Source organism: Thalassospira sp. MBR-102, assembly GCF_040549275.1.
GTDB lineage: Bacteria > Pseudomonadota > Alphaproteobacteria > Rhodospirillales > Thalassospiraceae > Thalassospira > Thalassospira xiamenensis.
Genome location: NZ_JBEPTC010000002.1, coordinates 54,005 through 77,303 on the forward strand (window position 1 = coordinate 54,005; position 23,299 = coordinate 77,303).

The 23,299-nt window shown below is 56.4% G+C and carries 23 protein-coding genes; 18 read left to right on the forward strand and 5 right to left on the reverse strand.

The features are described 5' to 3' along the window. Positions 1-25: 25 nt before the first annotated feature. Complete coding sequence (locus ABIE64_RS03735) at positions 26-1,363, reverse strand: sodium-dependent transporter (RefSeq protein WP_007090220.1); 1,338 nt, start codon at positions 1,361-1,363, stop codon at positions 26-28. A 326-nt stretch (positions 1,364-1,689) separates the two neighbouring features. Here ABIE64_RS03735 and ABIE64_RS03740 point away from each other — a divergent pair, with 326 nt between their 5' ends. The 10 genes from ABIE64_RS03740 to ABIE64_RS03785 all read left to right on the forward strand — a co-directional run bounded on the left by ABIE64_RS03740 (position 1,690) and on the right by ABIE64_RS03785 (position 9,541). Continuing rightward, a complete protein-coding gene (locus ABIE64_RS03740; RefSeq protein WP_354376671.1) occupies positions 1,690-2,388 on the forward strand; it encodes a DUF1223 domain-containing protein in 699 nt (232 codons plus the stop codon). A gap of 179 nt (positions 2,389-2,567) precedes the next feature. After that, positions 2,568-3,290 (forward strand): heme ABC exporter ATP-binding protein CcmA, encoded by a 723-nt coding sequence (ccmA, locus tag ABIE64_RS03745; RefSeq protein ID WP_341364895.1) that lies wholly within the window; start codon positions 2,568-2,570, stop codon positions 3,288-3,290. Next, positions 3,287-3,952 (forward strand): heme exporter protein CcmB, encoded by a 666-nt coding sequence (gene ccmB, locus ABIE64_RS03750; RefSeq protein WP_007090223.1) that lies wholly within the window; start codon positions 3,287-3,289, stop codon positions 3,950-3,952. The genes ccmA and ccmB overlap by 4 nt, the downstream gene beginning before the upstream one ends. Positions 3,953-4,001: 49 nt before the next feature. Beyond that, positions 4,002-4,793, forward strand: coding sequence for a heme ABC transporter permease (locus ABIE64_RS03755; protein ID WP_354376672.1), 792 nt, complete (start codon positions 4,002-4,004; stop codon positions 4,791-4,793). Continuing rightward, on the forward strand, positions 4,790-4,993 hold the full coding sequence (gene ccmD / locus ABIE64_RS03760; protein WP_007090225.1) for a heme exporter protein CcmD: 204 nt from the start codon (positions 4,790-4,792) through the stop codon (positions 4,991-4,993). Before ABIE64_RS03755 ends, ccmD begins: the two co-directional genes overlap by 4 nt. Before the next feature lie 31 nt (positions 4,994-5,024). Beyond that, on the forward strand, positions 5,025-5,513 hold the full coding sequence (gene ccmE / locus ABIE64_RS03765) for a cytochrome c maturation protein CcmE (protein ID WP_082822581.1): 489 nt from the start codon (positions 5,025-5,027) through the stop codon (positions 5,511-5,513). A gap of 141 nt (positions 5,514-5,654) precedes the next feature. Beyond that, positions 5,655-7,709 carry a heme lyase CcmF/NrfE family subunit gene (locus ABIE64_RS03770; RefSeq protein WP_065701808.1) on the forward strand — a complete coding sequence of 685 codons (2,055 nt, stop codon included), beginning with the start codon at positions 5,655-5,657 and terminating at the stop codon, positions 7,707-7,709. Then, on the forward strand, positions 7,706-8,242 hold the full coding sequence (locus ABIE64_RS03775; protein ID WP_007090228.1) for a DsbE family thiol:disulfide interchange protein: 537 nt from the start codon (positions 7,706-7,708) through the stop codon (positions 8,240-8,242). Before ABIE64_RS03770 ends, ABIE64_RS03775 begins: the two co-directional genes overlap by 4 nt. After that, on the forward strand, positions 8,239-8,730 hold the full coding sequence (locus tag ABIE64_RS03780; RefSeq protein WP_110252524.1) for a cytochrome c-type biogenesis protein: 492 nt from the start codon (positions 8,239-8,241) through the stop codon (positions 8,728-8,730). Before ABIE64_RS03775 ends, ABIE64_RS03780 begins: the two co-directional genes overlap by 4 nt. Before the next feature lie 52 nt (positions 8,731-8,782). Further along, positions 8,783-9,541, forward strand: a complete 759-nt coding sequence (locus tag ABIE64_RS03785) for a tetratricopeptide repeat protein (RefSeq protein ID WP_114093570.1) — start codon at positions 8,783-8,785, stop codon at positions 9,539-9,541. Between the two features lie 18 nt (positions 9,542-9,559). On the opposite strand, the gene ABIE64_RS03790 is transcribed toward ABIE64_RS03785, so the two are convergent. Beyond that, positions 9,560-10,318: a DeoR/GlpR family DNA-binding transcription regulator gene (locus ABIE64_RS03790; protein ID WP_085645416.1), complete on the reverse strand. Its 759-nt coding sequence runs from the start codon at positions 10,316-10,318 to the stop codon at positions 9,560-9,562. A gap of 259 nt (positions 10,319-10,577) precedes the next feature. On the opposite strand from ABIE64_RS03790, the gene deoC reads away from it, so the two are divergent. The 7 genes from deoC (at position 10,578) to rbsK (ending at position 18,054) form a co-directional block, all read left to right on the forward strand. Further along, positions 10,578-11,249 carry a deoxyribose-phosphate aldolase gene (gene deoC, locus ABIE64_RS03795; RefSeq protein WP_007090232.1) on the forward strand — a complete coding sequence of 224 codons (672 nt, stop codon included), beginning with the start codon at positions 10,578-10,580 and terminating at the stop codon, positions 11,247-11,249. 136 nt (positions 11,250-11,385) lie between these two features. Beyond that, on the forward strand, positions 11,386-12,432 hold the full coding sequence (locus tag ABIE64_RS03800) for an autoinducer 2 ABC transporter substrate-binding protein (RefSeq protein ID WP_007090233.1): 1,047 nt from the start codon (positions 11,386-11,388) through the stop codon (positions 12,430-12,432). 86 nt (positions 12,433-12,518) lie between these two features. Next, positions 12,519-14,021, forward strand: a complete 1,503-nt coding sequence (locus ABIE64_RS03805) for a sugar ABC transporter ATP-binding protein (protein WP_007090234.1) — start codon at positions 12,519-12,521, stop codon at positions 14,019-14,021. A gap of 11 nt (positions 14,022-14,032) precedes the next feature. Next, positions 14,033-15,010 carry an ABC transporter permease gene (locus tag ABIE64_RS03810; RefSeq protein WP_007090235.1) on the forward strand — a complete coding sequence of 326 codons (978 nt, stop codon included), beginning with the start codon at positions 14,033-14,035 and terminating at the stop codon, positions 15,008-15,010. Positions 15,011-15,020: 10 nt separating this feature from the next. Beyond that, on the forward strand, positions 15,021-16,013 hold the full coding sequence (locus ABIE64_RS03815; RefSeq protein WP_037987469.1) for an ABC transporter permease: 993 nt from the start codon (positions 15,021-15,023) through the stop codon (positions 16,011-16,013). A 13-nt stretch (positions 16,014-16,026) separates the two neighbouring features. Beyond that, positions 16,027-17,112 carry an aldose 1-epimerase family protein gene (locus tag ABIE64_RS03820; protein WP_354376673.1) on the forward strand — a complete coding sequence of 362 codons (1,086 nt, stop codon included), beginning with the start codon at positions 16,027-16,029 and terminating at the stop codon, positions 17,110-17,112. 15 nt (positions 17,113-17,127) lie between these two features. Further along, the gene (gene rbsK, locus ABIE64_RS03825; RefSeq protein WP_063092034.1) at positions 17,128-18,054 is read left to right on the forward strand and encodes a ribokinase; all 927 of its coding nucleotides are present in this window, start codon (positions 17,128-17,130) and stop codon (positions 18,052-18,054) included. Positions 18,055-18,146: 92 nt separating this feature from the next. Here the strand turns inward: rbsK and ABIE64_RS03830 are convergent, their stop codons facing one another. From ABIE64_RS03830 to ABIE64_RS03840, 3 genes are all read right to left on the reverse strand, one after another. Next, entirely contained in the window at positions 18,147-18,419 is a 273-nt protein-coding gene (locus ABIE64_RS03830) for a hypothetical protein (protein ID WP_110252522.1), read from the reverse strand. A gap of 9 nt (positions 18,420-18,428) precedes the next feature. Further along, positions 18,429-20,285, reverse strand: a complete 1,857-nt coding sequence (locus ABIE64_RS03835; protein ID WP_110252521.1) for a lytic transglycosylase domain-containing protein — start codon at positions 20,283-20,285, stop codon at positions 18,429-18,431. Positions 20,286-20,512: 227 nt separating this feature from the next. Further along, positions 20,513-21,403, reverse strand: coding sequence for a uracil-DNA glycosylase (locus tag ABIE64_RS03840; protein WP_354376674.1), 891 nt, complete (start codon positions 21,401-21,403; stop codon positions 20,513-20,515). Between the two features lie 245 nt (positions 21,404-21,648). On the opposite strand from ABIE64_RS03840, the gene ABIE64_RS03845 reads away from it, so the two are divergent. Further along, entirely contained in the window at positions 21,649-23,286 is a 1,638-nt protein-coding gene (locus tag ABIE64_RS03845; RefSeq protein ID WP_354376675.1) for an electron transfer flavoprotein-ubiquinone oxidoreductase, read from the forward strand. Positions 23,287-23,299 lie beyond the last annotated feature (13 nt).

Here is a 23,299-nt window from a genome sequence, read left to right on the forward strand (position 1 = left end):
TGTCGTCTGCTGTGAAAAAAGCGGCCTAAAGCACGCCAAGTCCCTTCAGCAGAATGAAGGCAATCGCAAGCGGTGCGATGAACTTCACGATAATGCCCCAGCCATTGATCCAGAACGGCACCACGCCATTATGGGCGGCAATATCTTCCTTGGCCTTGCCCCAGACAACCCAGCCGACAAACAGCGAGATGAACAGGCCACCAATCGGCAGCAGCAATTTCGAGCTGACATAATCCATCAGATCAAAGAAGCCGAGGCCAAAGATCTTGAACTCGCCCATGAGCCCCATCGACAGCGAGGACGGAATCCCCAGCAGGAAGATGATCACCCCCACCGTGATCGATGCCCATTTGCGGCTGATGCCGCGGTCATCAACAAAATAGGCAACAACCACCTCAAGGATCGAAACCGCCGACGTCAATGCCGCAATACCCAGCAACAGGAAGAACATGAACGCAAAGATCGATCCCATCGGCATATGCGCAAACACCGCTGGCAACGTAATAAAGGTCAGGCCCGGACCGGCACTTGGATCAAAGCCGAATGCAAACACGGCTGGCAGGATCAGAAGACCGGCCATGACCGCAACCGACGTATCAAGCAGCGTCACCCAACCGGCCGAACTGGCGATATTTTCCTTTTTGCTCAGATACGAGCCATAGGTAATCATCGCCCCCATCCCAAGCGAGAGCGAGAAGAACGCCTGCGAAAGCGCTTCCGATACCGTTGCCCATGTCACTTTGGAAAAGTCCGGCGACAGCAGGAAGGCAATGCCTTCGCCCGCACCTGGCAGGGTCACGGAACGCACGATCAGCACCAGCAACAACGCAAACAGGGCCGGCATCAAAATCTTTGACGCACGTTCAATACCCGAACCAACACCCGCCAGGACGACAAAAACCGTCAACGCCATGAAGATCGCATGATAGATCAGCGGCGAAACCGGATCGGCAATGAACCCGCCAAAGATGCTGCCCAATGCGGCCGGATCTTCAATCGCCAGCGCCCCGGTGATCGATTTGACCATATAGGAAATCGTCCAGCCGGCGACGACACTGTAAAATGACAGGATGATAAAGGCAGCCGCAACACCACAAAGCCCCACCAGCGGCCATGCACCGCCCTTGAGCTTTGCAAACGCGCCAATCGCGTTCTTTGCCGTCATCCGGCCAATGACCATTTCAGCCAGCATGACCGACAGGCCAATGGTGAAAACCAGCGCCAGATAAATCAGCAAGAAGGCACCACCGCCATTCTCGCCCGCCATATAGGGAAACTTCCAGATGTTGCCCAGCCCCACCGCCGACCCGGCAGCCGCCAGGATAAAGCCGAGGCGTGACCCCCAATGCTCTCGTTTAATCATTGCCTGCAAACCTTTCTTGGACTGACATCCGCGGTAAGTCGCTCCCGCCGCAGTGCCGGTTCCTCATTTTTCTCTATAAACGCAAAGGTGATTTCACCTCACGCATTCCGTGAAGACCTTTTGCCTCCTTTCGGAATTGACCGGAGCTAATAACACCGATCTTCCGAAATCTCCTGTCTAAATTGCCATGTTTTGCGCAAAAATCGGTCGTTTTGGCGCAAACGGACCTTTCAACGCCTTGTGATTGGTGGTTGATAGGCATTTTGGGGCATCATCAATCCATGAAACAGCTTCGCCCCATTATATTCATGCTTGGAACCGCGTTCATGGGTGGTTTATCGCTGGCACATGCTGGCGAGTCCACGTCACCCCGCGCCGTGATCGAGCTTTACACATCCGAAGGATGCAATTCCTGCCCTCCGGCGGATCGTGTTCTTTACGAATTAAATCAGGAACATGGTGACCTTCTTGCCCTGTCGTTTCATGTCGATTACTGGAACTATCTGGGCTGGGAAGATCCGTTTTCCAGTGCGGCCAATACCGAACGGCAACGCGACTATGCTGGTCGCATGCGTGAACGCTATGTCTACACCCCGCAGGTCGTGATCAACGGCGATCAGGTCGTTCGCGCCACCGACAAAGGCCGAATCGTCACCACCAGCAATGAAACGACCCCGCTTCGGGAATGGGCGGAACTGGCCCTGCTATCGGATAATCGAACCAGCCCCGCCAGTGGCAAATTAAAGCTCGGCATGCTCAATACCCCGCCTGCCGGGCAGTCCTATCAGCTTTGGCTGATCGGGTTTGATCGCGAGCAGGCACGCGATGTCCGGTCTGGTGAAAATGCCGGGCGGCGTCTGGTTCATGCCAATGTCGTGCGCGAAATGATCGATCTTGGGCAGTGGGACGGCATGCAGCGCGAACTTGATTTCGCCCTGAACCAGCCTTGCGACGGCGGTGTCGCGGTCCTTGTTCAGGAAGGCCGCGGCGGCCCGGTTCGAAGTGCCTCGGTCATCCGCTTCTGATCTGCTATCGCTTTGCCCGCGCCGCAGCCGATTTTTGATCGCTGCGGCGTCTCGCGTCTTTTTGGATTGATTTGAAACAATGTCATCACATCCAATGTCGGATAAAGCATGATTAATAACGTCGGGCGCGGTATAGAAAAAGCGCATCCGGCACGAATTCCGACAGTCAAACGAGTTAGATGACAGTTTTTACCGGTTCTGATCTGACCTGTCTGCGTGGCGAACGTCTGGTCTTTGGCGATCTTTCCTTTAGCGCCAATACCGGCGATGCCGTGATGCTGCGCGGTCGCAATGGTGCAGGAAAATCAAGCCTTTTGCGCCTGATGGCGGGCCTCATGGCCCCGCGCCGCGGCACCATCCGCTGGCAGGGTGACGATATCGCCGATGATAAAATCGGCCATCGCGCGCGCCTGCATTACCTTGGTCATCAGGACGCGATCAAACCGGTCCTGACCGTTCGCGATAATCTGCGCCTGTGGGCCGAACTGCGCGGTATTTCCGATATTGATGCCGAAATCGATCAGGCGCTTCGCGCCCTTGATATTCATCACCTTGGCAAAACCGCCGGGCGATATCTTTCAAGTGGTCAAAAACGCCGCACCGCCCTTGCCCGTATCCTGCTGGGTCAAAGCGACCTTTGGCTGCTCGACGAGCCGACCGTTGGCCTTGATCGCGAAAGCTGTGCCGAACTGGCGCGTCTGATCGCCGAATTCCGGGCCAAAGGCGGCATCGTGATTTATTCCACCCATGTCGATCTGGATATCGCGGCACCGATCATCCTTGATCTTGATCCGTTTGCCATCCCGATGATGGAATGGCTGATCGAACATGATGATGAAGATGCCAACCAGCATCTCTCACTCGACATGGATCAAGGCAGAGCGACGGAGGCCGCGATATGAATGCCTTTGTCGCCATCCTGCGTCGTGATTTGCGATTGGCCCTGCGTCAGGGCGCGGATTCCGTGATGGTGGTTGCCTTCTTTATCGTAACCACCACCCTGTTTCCGTTTGGTGTCGGCCCCGAAGCCAATATTCTGGCGCGCATTGCATCGGGTGTGATCTGGGTCTCGGCCCTGCTGGCGGCCATGCTGTCACTCGAACGTGTCTTTCAGACCGATTACGAGGATGGCACGCTGGAATTGCTGACCCTGTCGCCTGCACCGCTGGAATTGCTGGTTCTGGGCAAGGTGTGCGCCCATTGGCTGACGACCGGCCTGCCGCTGATTATTGCGGCACCCGTGATGGCCGTGATGCTCAATATGGATCAGGATGGCTTTGGCACCCTGATGATCGCCATGCTGATCGGCACACCGGCACTCAGCCTGATCGGGGCGATTGGTGCGGCACTGATTTTGGGGGCACGACGCGGCGGTGTGCTGGTGTCATTGCTGGTCCTGCCACTATATATACCGGTACTGATTTTCGGTGCCGGTGCGGTCGAGGCCGCATTGCTTGGCATTTCCGCCCAGGCACAGTTACAGATCATGGGGGCGATCCTGTTACTGTCTTTGGCTGCCGCCCCGTTTGCCACGGCCCACGCCATCCGGCAGGCCGTGGAATAACTTAAAACAGACGACCTTCGGCGGCATCGCCGCAAACGGACGAGAGAAAATGCATCGTTTCGCCAAACCAAGCGTGTTTCTGAAACTGACCGGGGCCATGATGCCCTGGGTGGTCGCGCTGACCGTCATTCTGACAGCCACCGGGCTTTATCTGGCCCTGATCGGATCGCCGGTTGACTATCAGCAGGGCAACACCGTCCGCATCATGTATATCCACGTGCCCGCGGCATGGATGGGACTGTTCTGTTATGTCGGCATGGCTCTTTGCGGGGCCATGAGCCTGATCTGGAAACATCCGCTTGCCGATATCTGCGCGCGCGCCACCGCACCGGTTGGCGCAACATTCACCGCCCTTACGCTTGTTACCGGGTCGCTTTGGGGCGAACCGATGTGGGGAACATGGTGGGTGTGGGATGCGCGTCTGACATCAATGCTGATCCTGCTGTTCCTCTATCTTGGCTATATCGCGCTGGTAAATGCCTTTGACGATCCCGAACGCGGATCAAAGGCCGGATCGGCCCTGGCACTGGTGGGCGCGATCAATGTGCCGATCGTCAAATTTTCCGTCGACTGGTGGAATACCCTGCATCAACCGGCATCGGTTGCCCGCATGGGCGGGCCCAGCATCGATCCCAGCATGCTCGCCCCGCTTCTGATCATGGCCTTTGCCTTCACCGGTTATTATTTCATCGTTCTGGTGCTGCGCGTTCGCCTTGAACTCAACCAGCGGCGCATCCGTGCGCTTCAACTCAGCGGCCTGTTTGACGAACGCCCCGTTGCCAGCGGCGATCATGACGAACTCGCCTATGATCAGGGTCACAACGCCGGAGCCAGCAAATGAACGAATTCTTCTCAATGGGCGGCTATGGCAGCTATATCTGGGCCAGTTACGGTATCGCAGCCCTTGCGATGATCATTCTTCTGATCATGACCCTGCGTGGCCTTCGTCAGAGCCAGACCGAACTTGATCAGCTTGAAACTGTTCTGAAAGCCCGCCGTCCCAGACGTGCCCGCACAACAGACCAGTCCCCGACTTCCTGAGCCCAAGCCTTCCTGAGCGGAGAATATCAAAGTGTCTCTTTCGCGTGCCAAATCCCGCAAACGTCAACGCATGTATATCGTCATGGCTGCCCTTCTGGCGGTCGGGGCGGCGGCTGCCTTGGCCCTTACGGCATTTGAAGATTCGGTTGTGTTCTTCTTCAGCCCGACCGAAATCGCCGAAAAATCGCCGATTGATCCCGATCAGCGCCTGCGCGTCGGCGGCCTCGTCGAAGAAGGATCGCTTAAAAAACTCGGCGGCGGTGAAACCGTCACCTTTATCGTCACCGACATGGCAAATGCGGTCACCATTTCCTATACCGGCATCCTTCCCGACCTGTTCCGTGAAGGCCAGGGCGTCGTCGCCGAGGGCCATATGGGTTCCGAGGGCCAGTTCATCGCATCCGAAGTTCTGGCCAAGCATGATGAAAACTACATGCCGCCCGAGGTCGCTGACTCATTGAAAAAAAGCGGTTATTGGGAAGAAATCGAAGCCCGCAACGCCGAACAGATGCGTAATTAAGCCACATTCTGCCATCATAAAAACCTCATATTGAAGCCATCAAAGCGGCATTAAACTGGGTGGATGCCTTGCTGTTTGACAGCAGGGGCTGAGTGGTGTTCGTTTGGTGAACACCACATATCGGGGAAATCTGAAGAACGCATGATCGCAGAGTTTGGACATTTTGCCCTTATCCTGATTCTTGCATTGGGAACCTGTCAGGCCGTCCTGTTCTGTCCGGCCCTGTTTCGCGCAAGCTATCGCGCGCTCGGCCCGACAACGACAATGACACCGGCAATTGCCGGCGGAACCTTGCCAGATGGACTGACCGGCAATATCCGGACTTCCGAAAATGTCGGTTTCGGTGTCTGGCCCCTGCCCTTTGCCATGTGCGTTCTGGCAATCATTGCCGAAGCCGCCCTGATCCATTCCTTTATTGTCAGTGATTTTACCCTGCCCGTGGTCGCCGATTACAGTCATTCATCTACCCCGATGATTTACCGTATCGGTGCCTCCGTCATCTCCGATAGCGGCGCCATGCTGTTCTGGGTCGCGACCAGCACACTCGCGACACTGATATACGCGCTGCAAAGCATTGCGCGCGGCGTTACCGAACAGGATCGTGTCGCCCTTGGTATCCTTGGCATCATTGTCGCCCTTCTGGCGGCGGTAACAATCATTGATGCCGATCCGTTTATCCGGTCGGGCATCGCACCGCTTGACGGCAACGGTCTTGATCCGGAATTGCAGGACCTTGCCGGTATGGCACGCGGGCCGATCCTGTATGCCGGTCTTGCCGGATTATCGGTGATTTTCGCGGTGACCTTTGCCGCACTGCCGGGTGCGAAGCTTGACCGTGCATGGTCGGAACAACTGCGCCCGTGGACGATGATTTCCTGGACATTGCTGGGCGGTGCCATCGCCATCAACGCCTACCGTGCTTATACCGAACAGGCATGGGGCAACTGGTGGTACTGGGATACATCCGAAAATGCATTATTGCTACCCTGGCTGTTGACCACGGCATTCCTGCATTGTCGGGCCGTTCTTGAAAAAACCGAAACCCTGAAACCCTGGACGGCTCTTTTGGCGCTGTCGGCCTTTGCTGCCGGCTGGTTCGGGACATTCCTCGTACGCTCCGATCTATTGGGTCCGTTGCCAACCGCCCTGCTCAGCAGCGGCGACGCTGTTGCCCTTCTGGTTGCCTTCTGCGTTCTGTTTGGCGGGGCCTATTTCATGTTCTGGCGGTGCGCGACCGACATGATCGATGACAAGGACTTCTCGCTGGTATCGCGCGAAAGCGGCATGTTCCTCAACAGTGTGATGCTCTCGGTTGCGGCGGCCACCGTTCTGATCGGCACCATTTATCCGCTGTTCCTGCGCTGGCTGGGCGGCGATATCATCACGGTTGGCCCACCGTTCTTTGTTCAGGCCCTGATCCCCATCGGTTTGCCACTTCTGTTTCTGATGGGCTTTGCCCCGACGCTGCGCTGGCGCAAGGACGAGGCATGGCAGATCGGGCGGCGGATGAAGCTGGCCGCCATGATGTCGCTGATCGTGATCCTGTTTGTCTGGATGCGCTTTATCGATGCCTCCCCGCTGCCGTTGCTGGGGATCGGTCTTGCGGCCTGGGTCTTTACCGCTGCCCTTGGTGATCTTTGGGAACGCCTGTGGCGTCAACCCGACCACGGCGAAGGCAAATACCGCAATCTGCAGCTTCTTGGCCCCCGCTATCTCAGCATGACCTTTGCCCATATCGGGATCGCCATCCTGATCGCCGGGGGATCGGCCAGTGCCATCTGGGAACAGCAGATATCGCTTTCGGCGCGCACCGGACAAAGTATTCAGATCGGCCCCTATAACCTGCAATACGAAGGTGTGGCGCTGCTGCCCGGTGAAAACTTCGCCACCCGCAAGGCGACCTTCATCATCTATCGCAACGCCCAGCCGGTCGCCGAACTGTTCCCCGAAGTCCGCTATTATCCGATCCGTGGCATCGAAACCAAGGAAGCCGATATCTGGCATGGACGCGATGGGGATCTGCATGTTTCCGTTGGCGAACGGGCCGAAGATGGCGGGCGTGTCGTGACCGTCCGGTTCCTGCCAATGATGCCCTGGGTTTGGGGCGGAATGTTACTGATGCTGATCGGCGGTGCCATCAGTATCTGTACGCGCATTATCCTGCGCTATAAGAAAAACGGAGTTCCCGCTTCATGAGATTCTGGATCGCAGTCATCCCGCTGGTACTCTTTGCTGCTCTTGCCGGTGTCTTTCTGACGAATATTGGTAAAGATACATCTGTTGTGCCGTCGGCCTTGCTGGGTAAACCAGCCCCCGATTTCCAGTTGCCCCCATTGCCAGGCCGTGACCGCGGATTGTCACGCGCCGATATTTCAAAAGGCGAGGTATCGGTTCTGAACGTGTTCGCCAGCTGGTGCATTCCATGTCGTGCGGAACATCCGCTCATCAAGCGCCTCGCGCGTGAGGCTGACGTTCCGGTTTATGGCCTGAACTACAAGGAAAAAGACCCGCAGGACGGTGTCAACTGGCTGGATGAACTTGGCGATCCCTATGCCGCGGTCGGGATGGATCTGTCCGGGCGAACCGGTATTGATTTCGGGGTCTATGGCGTGCCGGAAACCTTTATTATCGATGGCACCGGTCAGATCCGGTACAAACATGTCGGGCCCATCTCAAATCAGGTTCTTGAAGAAGTCTTGCTGCCAAAGATTGCGGAGTTAAAAGGATGATCCGTCGAAATTGTTCACTGTTCGCGGCCCTTGTCATTCTGCTGGGCCTGCACGCGGCACCGGCTCTTGCGGTCAATCCCGACGAGATGCTGACCAATCCCAAGCTTGAAGAACGCGCGCGCGACATCAGTCAGGGCTTGCGCTGTCTGGTCTGTCAAAACCAGTCGATTGACGATTCCGATGCCGATCTGGCCCGTGATCTGCGCATTCTGGTGCGCGAACGTCTGGTTGCTGGCGACACCAACGAAGAAGTCGTTGATTACATCGTCGAACGCTATGGCGATTATGTTCTGCTGAACCCGCCGCTGAAACCCGAAACCTACATCCTGTGGATCAGCCCGGCCGTTCTGGCGTTTCTGGCCCTGATTGCGGTGATCGCCTTTTACCGCCGCAAACAGCGCGAAGACGGTGCAGGCCCGAAATCGCTTTCCAATCAGGAACAGAAGCGGCTTGATGAAATCCTTGGCACGTCACAGGATCGCTCGTAACGATGCAGTTTGGCCGCCCCGCATATAGTATTCTCCCGTCGCGAGGTTCCCTGTGATCTGGCTTGGCCTTGTCATACTTGCCGCGTTTGGCGGGCTTGCGATCTATGCCAGCCTGCCGCGTCGGCCTGCGGGGGGGGATAACCACAATACACCCGATGCCCGCCGCGCCTTTGGCCCTATGGCGCGGATCGGATTTTCAACCCTGCCCGTGATTGCCGCAGTTATTTTGTATAGCGCGATCGGCATGCCACAAATTCCGTCGCGCCCCTATTCCGAACGGGCGGGCGAACGCAATCTTGCCGCCGCTGCGGCCGCGGCAAACGATGTGACCGATCCAGACTTTCAGACCGATCAGCAGATCCGCCGTCTGCTCAGTCAGATCGTCCTGTCGCTCGAAGCCAATCCCCGCAATTTGCAGGGCTGGATCGTTCTGGCGCGTGGGTCATTGCGTCTGGGCGATATCGAGCGGGCGGTTGCCGCCTTTGCGCGTGCCTATGCGCTTTCCGGTCATAATCCGTTACTCGCCATCGAATATGCCGATACACGCATTACCGCCCAACAAGGCCAGATTGACAAGGTGTCACGCGATCTGATCCTGCATGCGCTTGGCCAGATGCCAAACCATCAGCTCAGCCGCTATTACTATGGCATGATGCTCAAACAGCAGGACAAGTATCAGCAGGCCCTGAATGTCTTTACCGATCTCTACCGTGACATTCCAAAGGACGACCCGCTCAGCGGTGCGACCGAGGCGGAAATACAATTGCTGAACGCAGAAATCGCCGACGCAACACAGGCCGAACCGAACTAAAGCGTTTTGTGCCCTTCGCTATTGCGTAATCAGGGGACAACCGGTTCTGGTTGCCAGTTCCGGATCACATTTCGGATCGGTACAGATCATGTCAAACTGCTCCAGCTTGGCAAAAAGCATCGGCTTGATGACATTGAACTTTGTTGAATCGACAACAAGGATCTTGTTGGCCGCGGTCTCAAGAACCGCCTGTTTGATATCAACCTCATGGGGGTTGGAACAACTGACACCCCGGCTGATATTGACCCCGCCCGCCGACATGAAGGCGGTATTGATATTCAGGTTCAGAATGGCATTCACGCTGTTGCTATCGGCAAAGGATGCCGAAGACGCGTGATACATCCCGCCCAGCATGATGACCCGAAGGCCCGGCTTTTTGCACAGGATTTCGGCAACATTGATCGAATAGCAGATCGCCGTGATATCCCGATTTTCTGGTAACGCATTGGCGAGATAGGGAATGGTCGTCCCGCAATCAAGAAATATGGTATCGCCCGGTTTGACATAACGCGCGGCAATCTGACAGGCTGTGCGCTTGAGATCGGTATGCGAACCGCGTTCACGGTCCAAGATGTATCCAAGGCCACCGGCTGCTGGCGACTTGAGCGTGATGTACCCCCCCATATATGTGAAAATATTTTCACAATTGGCGACATCACGGCGGACCGTCATTTCCGAAACGCCCAGCAGATCGGCGGCATCTTTCAACCGAATGACATTGCTGACCTCCAGATTGCGGGTCAGGGCTTCTATCCGGTCCTGCGATTTGATCGACATTCAGACTCCGTTCACTGCCGATATACTGGCTGACAGGCCGCAGACACACCTGAAATGATGTCGAAAACCACTCAGCACAACCATAAATTTTATCCTAAAACCTCTGATTATAGCGAGACGGGCAGCAACTCAATCAAGTTCTGTTCTGATATGTTTTTGGCTTGACCGGATGTTAACCCGATGACAGGATCATTTCAATAAATGTTAAAAATTTAACAAAACGACGATAGCAACCCGTTATCGTCGAGGGAAACGTTACATGTCGAATGCTCCACTTCCCGCCGTTGCTGGCGATCTTGCCGCTTATATTGATCACACCCTTCTGGCGGCGGACGCCACCCCCGATCAGATTGTCTCGCTGTGCGCCGATGCGCGAAAACACGCTTTCAAGGCGGTCTGTGTCAATCCGATCTATATCCCGCTGGTCGTGCGCGAACTGGCCGATACCAATGTTCTGGCATGCTCGGTGGTGTGTTTCCCGTTCGGGGCCGATCCGGTTTCCGCCAAGGTTTCCGAAACCCGCTGGGTGGTTGAACAGGGTGCCCGCGAAGTCGATATGGTCATAGCACTTGGCCTGCTCAAGGCTGGCGATACCGATGCCGTTCGCGCCGATATTGCAGCGGTAAAAGAAGCCTGTGGCGATGCCACCCTCAAGGTCATCATCGAAACAGCATTGCTGACAGACGAACAGAAAGTCCTTGCCTGCGAACTGTCCAAACAGGCCGGTGCCGATTTCGTCAAAACCTCGACCGGTTTCGCCGGCGGTGGTGCCACTGCCGAAGACATCGCCCTGATGCGCAAAACCGTTGGCCCGGATATCGGGGTCAAGGCGTCGGGCGGGGTTCGCACCACCGAAGACGCATTCAAGATGATTGCAGCCGGGGCATCACGCATCGGTGCCAGCGCCAGCATTAAGATTATCGGTCAGTAAACGGTGCCGGTGGCCGCATCCCGGCCACCGGAAAATTGCTGTTTTCGGAACGAACCGCATGAAAAGCCTTGGCTTTCATGCCAATAAGACGCAGAAAACTGCCAGCTAAAAAAACGATTTCAATTTGGAGGTAACAATGAACAAGCTTCTTTCATCGCTTGTCGTCGCCGGTTCCCTGCTTGCAGGTGCGGCCCACGCAGACGAAGCGGTCAAAACGCCGGACATCATTTCGAAATTCACATCCGAAACCACCGGCAAGGAATATTCCATCGCCACCGTGGTCAAGGTTGACGGCATCGCATGGTTTGACCGTATGCGCGAAGGTGTCGAACAGTTCGGCGCAGACACCGGTCACGATACCTGGATGGTCGGACCGAGTGCCGCGGACGCTGCCGCACAGGTGCAGCTGATTGAAAACCTGATCGCACAGGGCGTTGATGCCATCAACATCGTACCGTTCTCGGTCGAAGCCGTCGAACCGGTTCTGAAAAAGGCCCGTGACCGCGGTATCATCGTGATCGCCCACGAAGCATCAAACCTGAAAAACGCCGACTACATCCTCGAAGCGTTTGATAACAAGGCATATGGCGCGAAGCTTATGGAAGTCCTCGGGACCTCCATGGGTGGCAAGGGTAAATATGCCGCCACCGTCGGCAGCCTGACCTCCAAATCCCAGAATGAATGGATCGACGGTGCCGTCGAATACCAGAAAGAACATTTCCCGGACATGGAACTGGCGACCGAGCGTCTCGAAACCTATGACGACGCCAACACCGACTACACCAAACTCAAAGAAACCCTGACCACCTACCCGGACCTTCAGGGTATCGTTGGCGGCCCGATGCCGACCTCGGCTGGTGCCGGTCGTCTGATCGCCGAACGCGGTCTTCAGGGTAAACTGCACTTCGCAGGGACCGGTCTGGTGTCGGTTGCCGGTGAATATCTGGCAAATGGCGACATCGAATACATCCAGTTCTGGGATCCGGCGGTTGCTGGCTATGCCATGAACATGCTGGCCATTATGGCGCTCGACGGCAAAGGCGACCAGATCAAGGCTGGTCTTGACCTTGGCCTTCCGGGTTACACCAATCTCAGCACCCCGGAAGGCAGCAATGCCAACCTGGTTTATGGCCAGGGCTGGGTCGGTGTGACCAAGGAAAACATGGACAAGTATAACTTCTGATTTCATCCTTTGGTGAAGGCGTCCATTAAGGACGCCTTCATTTTATTATGAGATCAGGCCCTTTGTTTCACGTTGACGGGCTTGTCATGTCTGAAAATTTCATTGAATTGCGAAACGTCCGGAAAGAATTTGCCGGCGTTGTTGCGCTTAAGGATCTTTCGCTGACGATCCGAAAAGGCGAAATCCACTGTCTTGCCGGTGAAAACGGTTCGGGCAAATCGACCCTGATCAAGATCATGTCCGGTGTATATCAGCCAAATGCCGGCGAGATTTACATTGATGGCAACAAGGTTGAAAGCCTGTCTCCCATGGCGTCCATCGAACATGGGGTTCAGGTGATCTATCAGGACTTCTCCCTGTTCGGGAACCTGACCGTGGCCGAAAACCTTGCCATGAATGTGCAGCTTCGCGAACAGCGTCAGGTTCTGAACTGGCGCAAGGTCCGCGAGATTGCCAAGGAAGCGGTCAAACGTCTCGGGGTTGATCTTGACCTTGATACCGATGTCGAAAAACTGTCCACGGCAGGCAAACAGCTTGTGGCGATTGCCCGTGCGCTGATGTCAGATGCCCGTCTGATCATCATGGACGAACCGACAACCGCCCTGACCGGCAAGGAAATCGAAACGCTTTTTCGCATCGTCAAGGATATCCAGTCGCGCGGGATTGCCATTTTGTTTGTCAGTCACAAAATGCGCGAAATGCTGGAAATCAGCGAACATATCACCGTCATCCGTAACGGCCAGAAAGTGGCCGACGGCCCGACCGGTGATTTTGACGAAGCCCTGATCACCCGTCACATGACCGGGTCTGATATCATTTCCGAACCCTATATCTGGGACCAGCAGAAATATGGTTCGATGCCGCCGCGCATTGAAACCAAAAACCTGACCCACGGAAACGATCTCGACAATATCAACCTCGCGATCAAACCGGGCGAGATTGTCGGTGTTTCCGGCCTGCTTGGATCGGGTCGCACCGAACTTGCCCTGTCCCTGTTTGGCATGATGCCCGGTTACAGCGGCACCATTTCGATCAACGGCACGCAAACCGTGCTTGATACGCCGCAAAAGGCGATCAGGGCCGGGGTTGCCTATGTTCCCGAAGACCGTCTCAGCGAAGGACTGTTTCTAACCCAGGGCATTGATCGCAACATGCTTGCGACCAGTTACGAAAAACTGGCCCCCGGCCTGCTGATTGATCATAACAAGGCCGAAGAATGGGTTGAAACCATGATCCGCGACATGCAGATCGCAACCCCCACCGGCAAAAAGCTGGTCAAGGAACTCTCGGGCGGCAACCAGCAACGTGTGGTGATTGCCCGCTGGCTTCTGACCAATGCCAAATTCCTGATCCTGAACGGCCCGACCGTCGGGGTGGATGTCGGATCGAAGGCGGAAATTCACCGGATCATTCGCGAACTGGCCCAAAAAGAAGGGCTGGCCGTGCTGATGATTTCCGACGACGTGCCGGAACTGGTCCATAACTGTAACCGTATTGTCCTGATGCATCGCGGAGCCTTTGTCGAGGAAATGGCATCTGCCGATACCTCCGAAGACCAGATCAGCGACAAGCTCAAGAATTTAACGTAAGGAAAAACTCGATGGCCTGGTTTCAAAAATCAGAGGTGGTCATCGCGGGCATTCTTGTGCTTGCCATGATCCTGATCGGGCTGGTCAACCCCGCCTTCTGGAGCCTGGACAACATGTTCAGCCTTCTGCGCAGCAACGTGATCATCGGCATCATGGCGCTTGGCGTTTTGCTGGTGATGATTTCCGGCGGGATTGATGTTTCGTTCCCGGCATTCGCTGTTGCCGCGATGTATCTGACCATCAAGGGCATGCTGTATTTCAATTATGACGGTGTTGTCCTGCCCTTCGTTGCCGCGGCGACGATGGGGGCGCTGTTTGGCTGCCTGAATGCGTTCTTTGTTTATAAATTCCGCATGATCCCGCTGATCGTGACCTTGGGTACGGGCAGCATGGTGCGCGGGTTCCTGCTGGGTGTTGTTGGCACCAGCATGATCAACATCAACAAAATGCCCGATGCCCTGATTGATTTCGGAAAGTCCGATATCATCAGCATGGTCAAACCCGATGGCACAACCTATGGCCTGACCGCGATGGTTGCTGTCTATGTCGTTCTGGCCGTGGCCCTGCATATTGTGCTGCGTTATACCATGATCGGCCGCGGGGTTTATGCCATGGGCGGCGATCCCGAAGCCGCCAGCCGCGTTGGCTTCAACATCCGCAAGATCACCTTCTTCATCTATTGTGTGGCCGGGGCCCTGGCCGGGTTTGCCGGCCTCCTGCACAGCGGCATGATCTGGCTTGCCAACCCGCGTGATTTCGTCGGTCTTGAACTGGACGTGATCGCGGCTGTGGTTCTGGGCGGTGCTTCCATCTTTGGGGGGCGCGGTTCCGTTCTGGGAACCATGCTGGGTGTGTTCATGCTGGTGATGGTGAAAAACAGCCTGATCATCATGAAGATCGACACGACGTGGCAGCGCGTTGTTGTCGGCGTCATCATTGTAATTGCCACCGCCATTACGGCATGGCGTGACCGCCGTGCGAATGCGTGAGGGGGCCGATATGAAACGTGAACTCGATTTCCGCAACCTTCTGAACAAGGACAACAATATCGTTCAGCTGATCGCCATGACGATCCTGATCTTTGTTGTCATGACCGCCCTTAGCCCGGATAAATTCCTGCGCTATTACAATTTTGAATCCATCACCTACACCTTCCCGGAACTCGGCCTTCTGTCGATTGCGATGATGATTGCCATGCTGACCGGCGGCATTGACCTTTCGGTGATCGGCATTGCCAACCTGTCGGGAATCTTTGCCGGGGTGATGTTCAAGAAATTCGCCACCGACGCCGGTGTTGCCGATACCGGTTTTGGCATTGTTCTGCTGGGTGGTGTTGTCGCCCTTGGCACCGGGCTTGTCGCTGGGGCTTTGAACGGTCTGTTGATTACCCGGTTAAAAATCACGCCCATTCTGGCCACCCTTGGCACCGGGCAGGTCTTTACCGGTCTTGCCATTGTCATGACTGGCGGTCCGGCAATTGTCGGCTTCCCCGAAGCCTGGGCCTTTATCGGCAATGGCAAGATCTTTGGTCTGGCAACGCCGTTTGTCCTGTTCGTGGTTCTGGCCTGCCTGATTGCCTTCATGCTGCGCCGCACGACCTTTGGCATCAATCTGATGCTGATCGGTACCAACCCGAAGGCCGCCCTGTTTGCCGGTCTGAAACGCGAAAAGATGGTCCTGCTCAGCTACATGCTGACCGGGGTGATGGCGTCCATCGCCGGAATCATTCTTTCGGGGCGTACCAATGCGGCAAAGTCGGATTACGGCACATCCTATCTGCTTCAGGCGGTTCTGATTGCGGTTCTGGGCGGCACCAACCCGGCCGGTGGCCGTGGCACGGTGCTCGGTGTGTCGATCGCGGTTGCGGCCCTGATGCTGCTGTCAAGCGGCTTCCAGATTCTGCGGTTTTCCAACCATCTGATCGATTTTATCTGGGGCGTGTTCCTTCTGCTGGTGATTGCGCTCAACGCCTATAAAAACCGTTCGCGTTAAACGAGGTGACTTCATGACTGCGTCAACCAAGGTTAACCTGCGCAAAACCTTCTTCGGCGACGCCGAACATGTCATCGCATCGCACGGTGGCATGTCGGCCAGCCTGTTTCGCTATGAAACCGGCATCGAAGCCGTCCGGCTGAAAAACGAACGCGGCTATCTGGTCATTCTGCCCTTCATGGGGCAGATGATCTGGGATGCGGTTTTTGATGGCGTGGATCTGACCATGGAAAACATGTTCAGCATGCCGCGCCCGGCCAACGTCATTGTCGAAACCTATGGCTGTTTTGCGTTCCATTCGGGGCTGCTGACCAATGGCTGCCCCGGTCCGACCGATACCCATCCGCTGCATGGTGAAATGCCCTGTGCCGAAATGGACAGTGCCGCCATTGAATTTGGCCATGACGACGACGGTGCCTTTATGGCGATCAGTGGCACCCGCGAATATGTCATGGGCTTCGGGGCGCATTACATGGCGCGACCCCGTGTGGTTCTGCGCCCGGATGCGACGCTTTTCGATATTCAGATGAATGTCGAAAACCTGTCGGGTGCAGCAATGGACCTGATGTATATGTGCCACGTCAATTTCGCGTTCTGTGACGGCGCACAAATCATCCAGCCCGCCGGTTTCACTCCCACCGACACCATCGTTCGCACCGAAGTCCCGGCCCATGTGCCGCGCAACCCGGATTACGATGCGTTTCTTGAAACGCTGGCGCAAAATCCGGCGGCGATGGAAACCCTCGACGAACCGCATCGCTATGATCCCGAACAGGTGTTTTACATCCGCAACGCCAAAACCGATGCGCATGGCAACACCGCCTGCATGATGCGCCGCGTCGAAGGCGATGGCTTCCACATTACCTATAACACCAATGATTTTCCCAAAACGGTCCGCTGGATACTGGCCAATCAGGATCAGAAGGTCGCGGCCTTTGCCCTGCCATCCACCTGCGAACCCGAAGGCTTCAACGCCGAAAAAGCCAAGGGACATGTCATTTCCCTGCGATCTGGCGAAACCCGGAATTTCTCGGTAAGGCTGGGCTATATGACGCAGGCCGAAAGTGACACGGCCGAACAGGCGATCCGTTCGCTGTAAATCAGGAGAATGAATATGGCAGGCAAAATTGCCATTGTCGGAAGCAACATGGTCGATCTGATCACCTATACGGATCGTATGCCGTTGCCCGGCGAAACCATCGAAGCACCACGTTTCGAAATGGGATGTGGCGGCAAGGGCGCCAATCAGGCCATCGCGGCTGCACGTCTTGGTGCCGATGTCATGATGGTCACCAAGGTCGGCGACGATATCTTTGCTGATAACACCATCCGCAATTTCGAAACATCGGGCATTGATACCCGCTTTGTCGAACGGGTACCGGGCACCTCAAGCGGCGTCGCCCCGATCTTTGTCGAACCGTCAGGCGAAAACTGCATCCTGATTGTCAAAGGGGCCAATGCACAACTGTCCCCGGCCGATGTCGACCGTGCTGCCGATGCGCTCAAGGAATGCGACCTGATTTTGATGCAGCTCGAAATTCCGCTGGAAACGGTCTATCACACCGTCGCCTTTGGTGCCGAACATGGCATTGAAACGCTGGTTAATCCGGCCCCGGCCCCGGCTGACCTCGACAGCACCAAAATCGAAAAGGCCACCTTCCTCGTCCCGAACCAGACGGAACTTGCGACGATTTCGGGTATGGCCGTGAATTCACTGGCCGATGCCGAAGCCGCCGCAAGAAGCCTGATCGCACGTGGTGTCAAAACCGTAATTGTGACACTGGGCGGCGATGGCGCGCTTCTGATCAATGGCAATGACGACGCAGTCCATATTGATCCGGTATCGGTCAAACCGGTTGATACGACCGGTGCTGGCGATGCCTTTATCGGCAGCTTTGCGCGCTACTATGCCGAAAACCGTGACGTCAAAGCCGCCCTTGAAATGGCCGTGCGGTATGCGGCTGACAGCATCACCCGTCCGGGTACCCAGAAATCATATGCAACCGTGCAGGATTTCGAAAAGTTCTGCCAATCGCTGTAATCAGGTCTGATCTTCGGACAACAAAAACGGGCGCAGTCATCTGTGCCCGTTTTTTATGTGGTCCGACGACGCGGCACAAATTGCACCGTCCCCTAGGAACCAATCAGATACAGCACACCCAGCAAAGCCGCGACAATCAGAATGAAAGTTCCCGCGACCGCCGCAAATCGCATCACCGGATGCAGTTTGGCAAGTTCCGTGGTTTCATCGCTCTGTGATTTATGGCCGCCTGCTTCGCGGTCTTTGTGGAACCGGCGAAGCGCCTCATCGCCACTCATCGGTGGCATCTGCATCCGGTCCAGAACCGTTCCCTGATCACGACGATCAGATGCCGGTTCACCATTGCGATTATTGTCTGCGGTCATCAATCCCGATCAGCGTTCGGCGGTCAGGCCGTCATCACCAGCACCAAGGTCCTGCGACTGGTAAACCGGCCACTGCCCCGCAGCAAGACGATCAAGCGACGGGCTGTCCTGCCCCAGACGCGACCGATACATCCAAAGGTTCGCCATCACACGCTCGATAAACAGGCGCGTTTCACGCGACGGAATGCTTTCGATGAAATAAAGCGGATCTTCGTTATCCTTCAGCGCCTTCTGCCAGCGCCCCAGATTGCCGATCCCGCCATTATAAGCCGCCATCAACTGCAAGAAGCCGTTATCGACCCCGTTCTGCCCCAGAAGATGATCGACATATTTCTGACCCAGCGACAGGTTGACTTCCGGCTCGTAAAGTTCTGCACGCTTTTCACCGCGATAACGGGTATTGCCGATATAGCTTGCGGTTGCGGGCATCAGCTGCATCAAACCACGCGCCCCGGCGTGGCTCCGCGCCTCGGCATTGAAGCCGGATTCCTGACGCATCAACGCATAAATCAGCGCCCGGTCAACCTCATAACCGCCTTGCGGCGCCCATGGCGGCACCGGATAAAGCGCATTGACGATGACCTCGCCGGTTTTCTGCGCGATATAACCGCCAAGCCGCATGGTCAGCGCCGCAAAATTGGCACTATCGGCAAGCGCCAGGGCCGCACGGCGCAGCTTGGCATCGTCGCTGGCTGCGGCCTTGCGCAATTCCTGTTCGGCCTCTTCACGCCTGTCGATCTGGATCAGGGCAAGGGCACGACGGCCATGCGGATCAAGCTTCAGCTTGTTGGCGCGATTTTCATCAAGCGCCAGACTGTCCCAGTCAAAAACGTCATCCCGGCCAAGCGACCGCAACGCCAGAAGCCCATAAAACGACCGCGGATATTCCGCGGCCTTCTGCAACATCTTGTCGGCTTCAACAAAACGTCCCGCCGCCAGATCAATCCTTGCGGCCCAGAACGCCCCGGCCGACCGCGTCCAGCTTGACGCATAGTCGTTCTTGGTCAGGGCCACAAAATGGTCATGCGCCTGATCCATCTTGCCCAGCCGCCACGCCGTCAGGCCCGCCGTCCAATGCGCCTGCGGCAGGTATTTGCCCGACCGCTTTGCGGCTTCGGCGGCATGGCGCAAAGCCAGATCGGGCTTGCCGAAATAATAATATCCCGATGCAATCGACGTCCGCGCTTCGTCCTGCTCATAGGCATCAAACAAACGCTTGGTTTCCAGTGCCTCAAGCACCTCAAGCGCGCCGGTGGGCCAACCGCCGCCGATCCGCTGGCGAATACGGCGTTTCAGAACCGAAGCGCGCGAACGCTGTGCCGATGAAAGGCTTTTGGTCGATTTGTGGTAATAGGGACGGATATCTTCGTAATCATATCCGGCACCGTTGACATACCCGCCAACCGGTTTCTTCGGATAGGTGGCATTGCCACGGCGTTGCAACGCCAGTTTGTAGATGGTCGGCGCTTCGGGCAGATCGGCATAAAGTGCCAGCCAGTCCTTCAATTCCTTGTAGCGCGACCGATACGCCGTCGGATGCAGATAGCGCTGTGCTTGGACATGCCCCATCAGCAGGTCATCGGACAGACGCGAAATCAGGTTGTCCGCATCTTTCCAGCGGCCCTGCTCCTGCACGGCAAAAATCTGTTCGTAAAGTTCCGCATCACGCTTGGACAGCACAGTCGGTGTTTTGACCGAGCCCGCATCATCACTGGCCGCAGGCGCACTAAGGGCGGCCTGTTCCTTGGTCGCCTGAGCGTCCGTTACAGGCAGCGCCAATGCAATGGCACCCAGTGCGGTAATGAAAACGGTGCGCCGAAATGCCGATATGGCACGCGGCAGCCTTGTTTGTAGTGCTTCGATCAAAACCAGTCTTTCCCCTACGAGACTCCGGCAAAGCCGTGTTTGTATCCCGAAGCAGTTTCTCGTCGCAACCTGTAGAGTGCGGTGTCCCCCCGCATTTGGCAGAGATATATACCAGCAAAAGCCGGTGCCGCGAAATGATTTCTCCGAAATCAACCACTTGGCGGGGGTGGCCGCACATTGCCTGCCCGCTGCATATCGGCCATGCATCGTGCGTTTCGTAAGGTAATTTACGACAATTTCTGCGCAACAGCCCGCAAATCGCGCCACGCCATCCGTTTCTGTTCCGGTGTCCGAAGCAGATAGGCCGGGTGGAACATCGCCGTCACATCGGCAACACTGGCAGCCCCCAGCGGAATTTCTTTCCACGTACCGCGCAACCGGGTGATGCCGCGGTCTTCTTCCATCAGGGTCTTGGCCGCACTGCCGCCAAGGCAGATAACAACTTTTGGCCCGATCAGTTCAAGATGACGGCGGACAAATGGTTCGCACACCGCGATTTCGGCAGTGGTCGGCTGACGGTTTCCCGGCGGACGCCAGGGCAGGATATTGGTGATATAGACTTCCTCGCGCGCAAAGCCGATGGATCGCAACATCGCATCAAGCAACTTGCCGCTCGGTCCGACAAAGGGTTCGCCCTGCCGGTCCTCTTCCGCCCCCGGTGCTTCGCCGACCAGCACCAAACGTGCTTCGGGGTTCCCCACGCCAAAGACGGTATTGCTGGCCGATTTCTTAAGTGCGCAGCCTTCGAACTTTTCGACCGCTTCCTTTAGATCGGCCAGATTTGTTGCCGCCGCGGCAAGGTCGCGGGCCGATTGCCGGGCTTCGTGTGGCGTATCGGATAACAGGAACCCTGCCCCCGGTGGCATGGGCGGCGGCGGGGTCATCGGGGTTGCACCACCGGCGGGCCGTGGCATCGCCGGGCGGGCAGCCGCGCCACCATTGGGCGGCAATGACGCACGGCCGGGCAGGCCTGCCTGTCGGCTCAGGCTTTCGGATGCCTTGAAACGGTCCAGCGGCTCGTCGGCAATCGCCTCGTCCGCGCCCATTTCAAACTGCCAGATCAATGCCTGCAGCGGGTCCAGGTTATTTACATCAAAATCTGTAATTGGTTTGCTCATCTACACAGGAACGGTGTATGTTGCGGCGCACTCTTTGGAATGGCGCATGGATTTCAATCGACTTTAACGATTTTGGATCACTTGCACCATATACAAACGTGACTCAAATCGGTACACCTATACCGATTAAACAATGAATGTGAGAAATCAGGGCTTGGGCGAGACTCTGATCGGTGAATACCGGCTTGTGACCCATACGGACGAAAACAGTCCGAAACGGTCGGCAGCCAAAGGAGAGAGGCCATATGGAACGCGAATCCATGGAATTTGACGTGGTTGTCGTCGGTGCCGGTGTATCCGGTCTGTCGGCTGCCATTCGACTGATGCAACTCGCCCAGGAACATGAAAAAGAAATCACCGTCTGTGTGGTGGAAAAAGGTTCCGAGGTCGGCGCGCATACGCTTTCGGGTGCGGTGATGGAACCGCGTTCGATGAACGAACTTTTCCCCGACTGGAAAGAACGCGGCGCACCGCTGAATGTCCCCGCTGGCAAGGACGAGTTCCTGATGCTGAGCGAAACCGGCGGTATCAAGCTCCCCACCCCGCCCCAGATGCATAACAAGGGCAACTATATCGTCAGCCTCGGCAATGTGTGCCGCTGGCTTGGCGAACAGGCCGAAGCCATGGGGATCGAAGTTTATCCCGGCTTTGCCGCCGCCGAAGTCCTGTTTAACGAAGACGGTTCCGTCAAGGGGATCGCGACCGGCGATATGGGCATCGCGCGCGATGGCACGCCCGGCCCGAACCACGAACCGGGCATGGAACTGCATGCGAAGTACACCTTCTTTGCCGAAGGTTGCCGTGGCTCGCTGTCCGAACAGCTGATCAAAAAGTTTGATCTGCGCAAAAATTCCGATCCGCAAACCTATGGCATCGGCATCAAGGAACTGTGGGAAGTTGACCCCGAAGTTCACGAAGAAGGCAAAATCACCCACACCACCGGCTGGCCGCTCGATAAAAACACCTATGGCGGGTCGTTCCTGTATCACCTTGATAACAATCAGGTCGTGGTCGGTTTTGTCATCGGTCTTGATTACGAAAACCCGCATCTCAGCCCGTTTGACGAATTCCAGCGGTTCAAAACCCATCCGAAAGTCCGCAAGATTTTCGAAAAGGGCCGCCGCATTTCATACGGTGCGCGTGCGCTGAACGAAGGCGGTTTTCAATCGATCCCCGATCTGGTCTTCCCCGGTGGCTGTCTGATCGGCTGTTCGGCCGGTTTCATGAATGTGCCGAAAATCAAGGGATCGCACACCGCGATGAAGACCGGCATGCTCGCCGCCGAGGCCGCGTTCGAGGCCCTAACTGCCGAAACGCCACCCGCTTCGATGGAAAGCTACCCGGAAAAGCTTAAAAACAGCTGGGTCTATCCCGAACTGCACAAGGTACGCAACATCCGGCCAAGCTTTGCCAAATGGGGCTACTGGGGCGGCATGGCCTATAGTGCGGTCGATACCTATCTGCTCGGTGGCAAGGCCCCCTGGACCTTCAAAAACCATGCGGACCATACCTGCCTGAAACCGGCGGCCGACATGCCGAAAATCGACTATCCGAAACCGGATGGCGTGGTCAGCTTCGACAAACTGTCTTCGGTGTTCCTGTCAAACACCAACCACGAAGAAGACCAGCCGATCCATCTGACGCTCAAGGATGCCAGCGTGCCGGTCGACGTCAACCTTGCGGTTTATGACGGGCCCGAAGCCCGCTTCTGCCCGGCAGGTGTTTACGAATTTGTCGCGGACGAGGATAAAGGCGGCAAACGTCTGCAAATCAACGCGCAGAACTGCGTGCATTGCAAGACGTGTGACATCAAGGACCCGACCCAGAACATCGTCTGGGTCGTACCCGAAGGGGGCGGCGGCCCGAACTATCCCAATATGTAAACGTCAAAAGGGC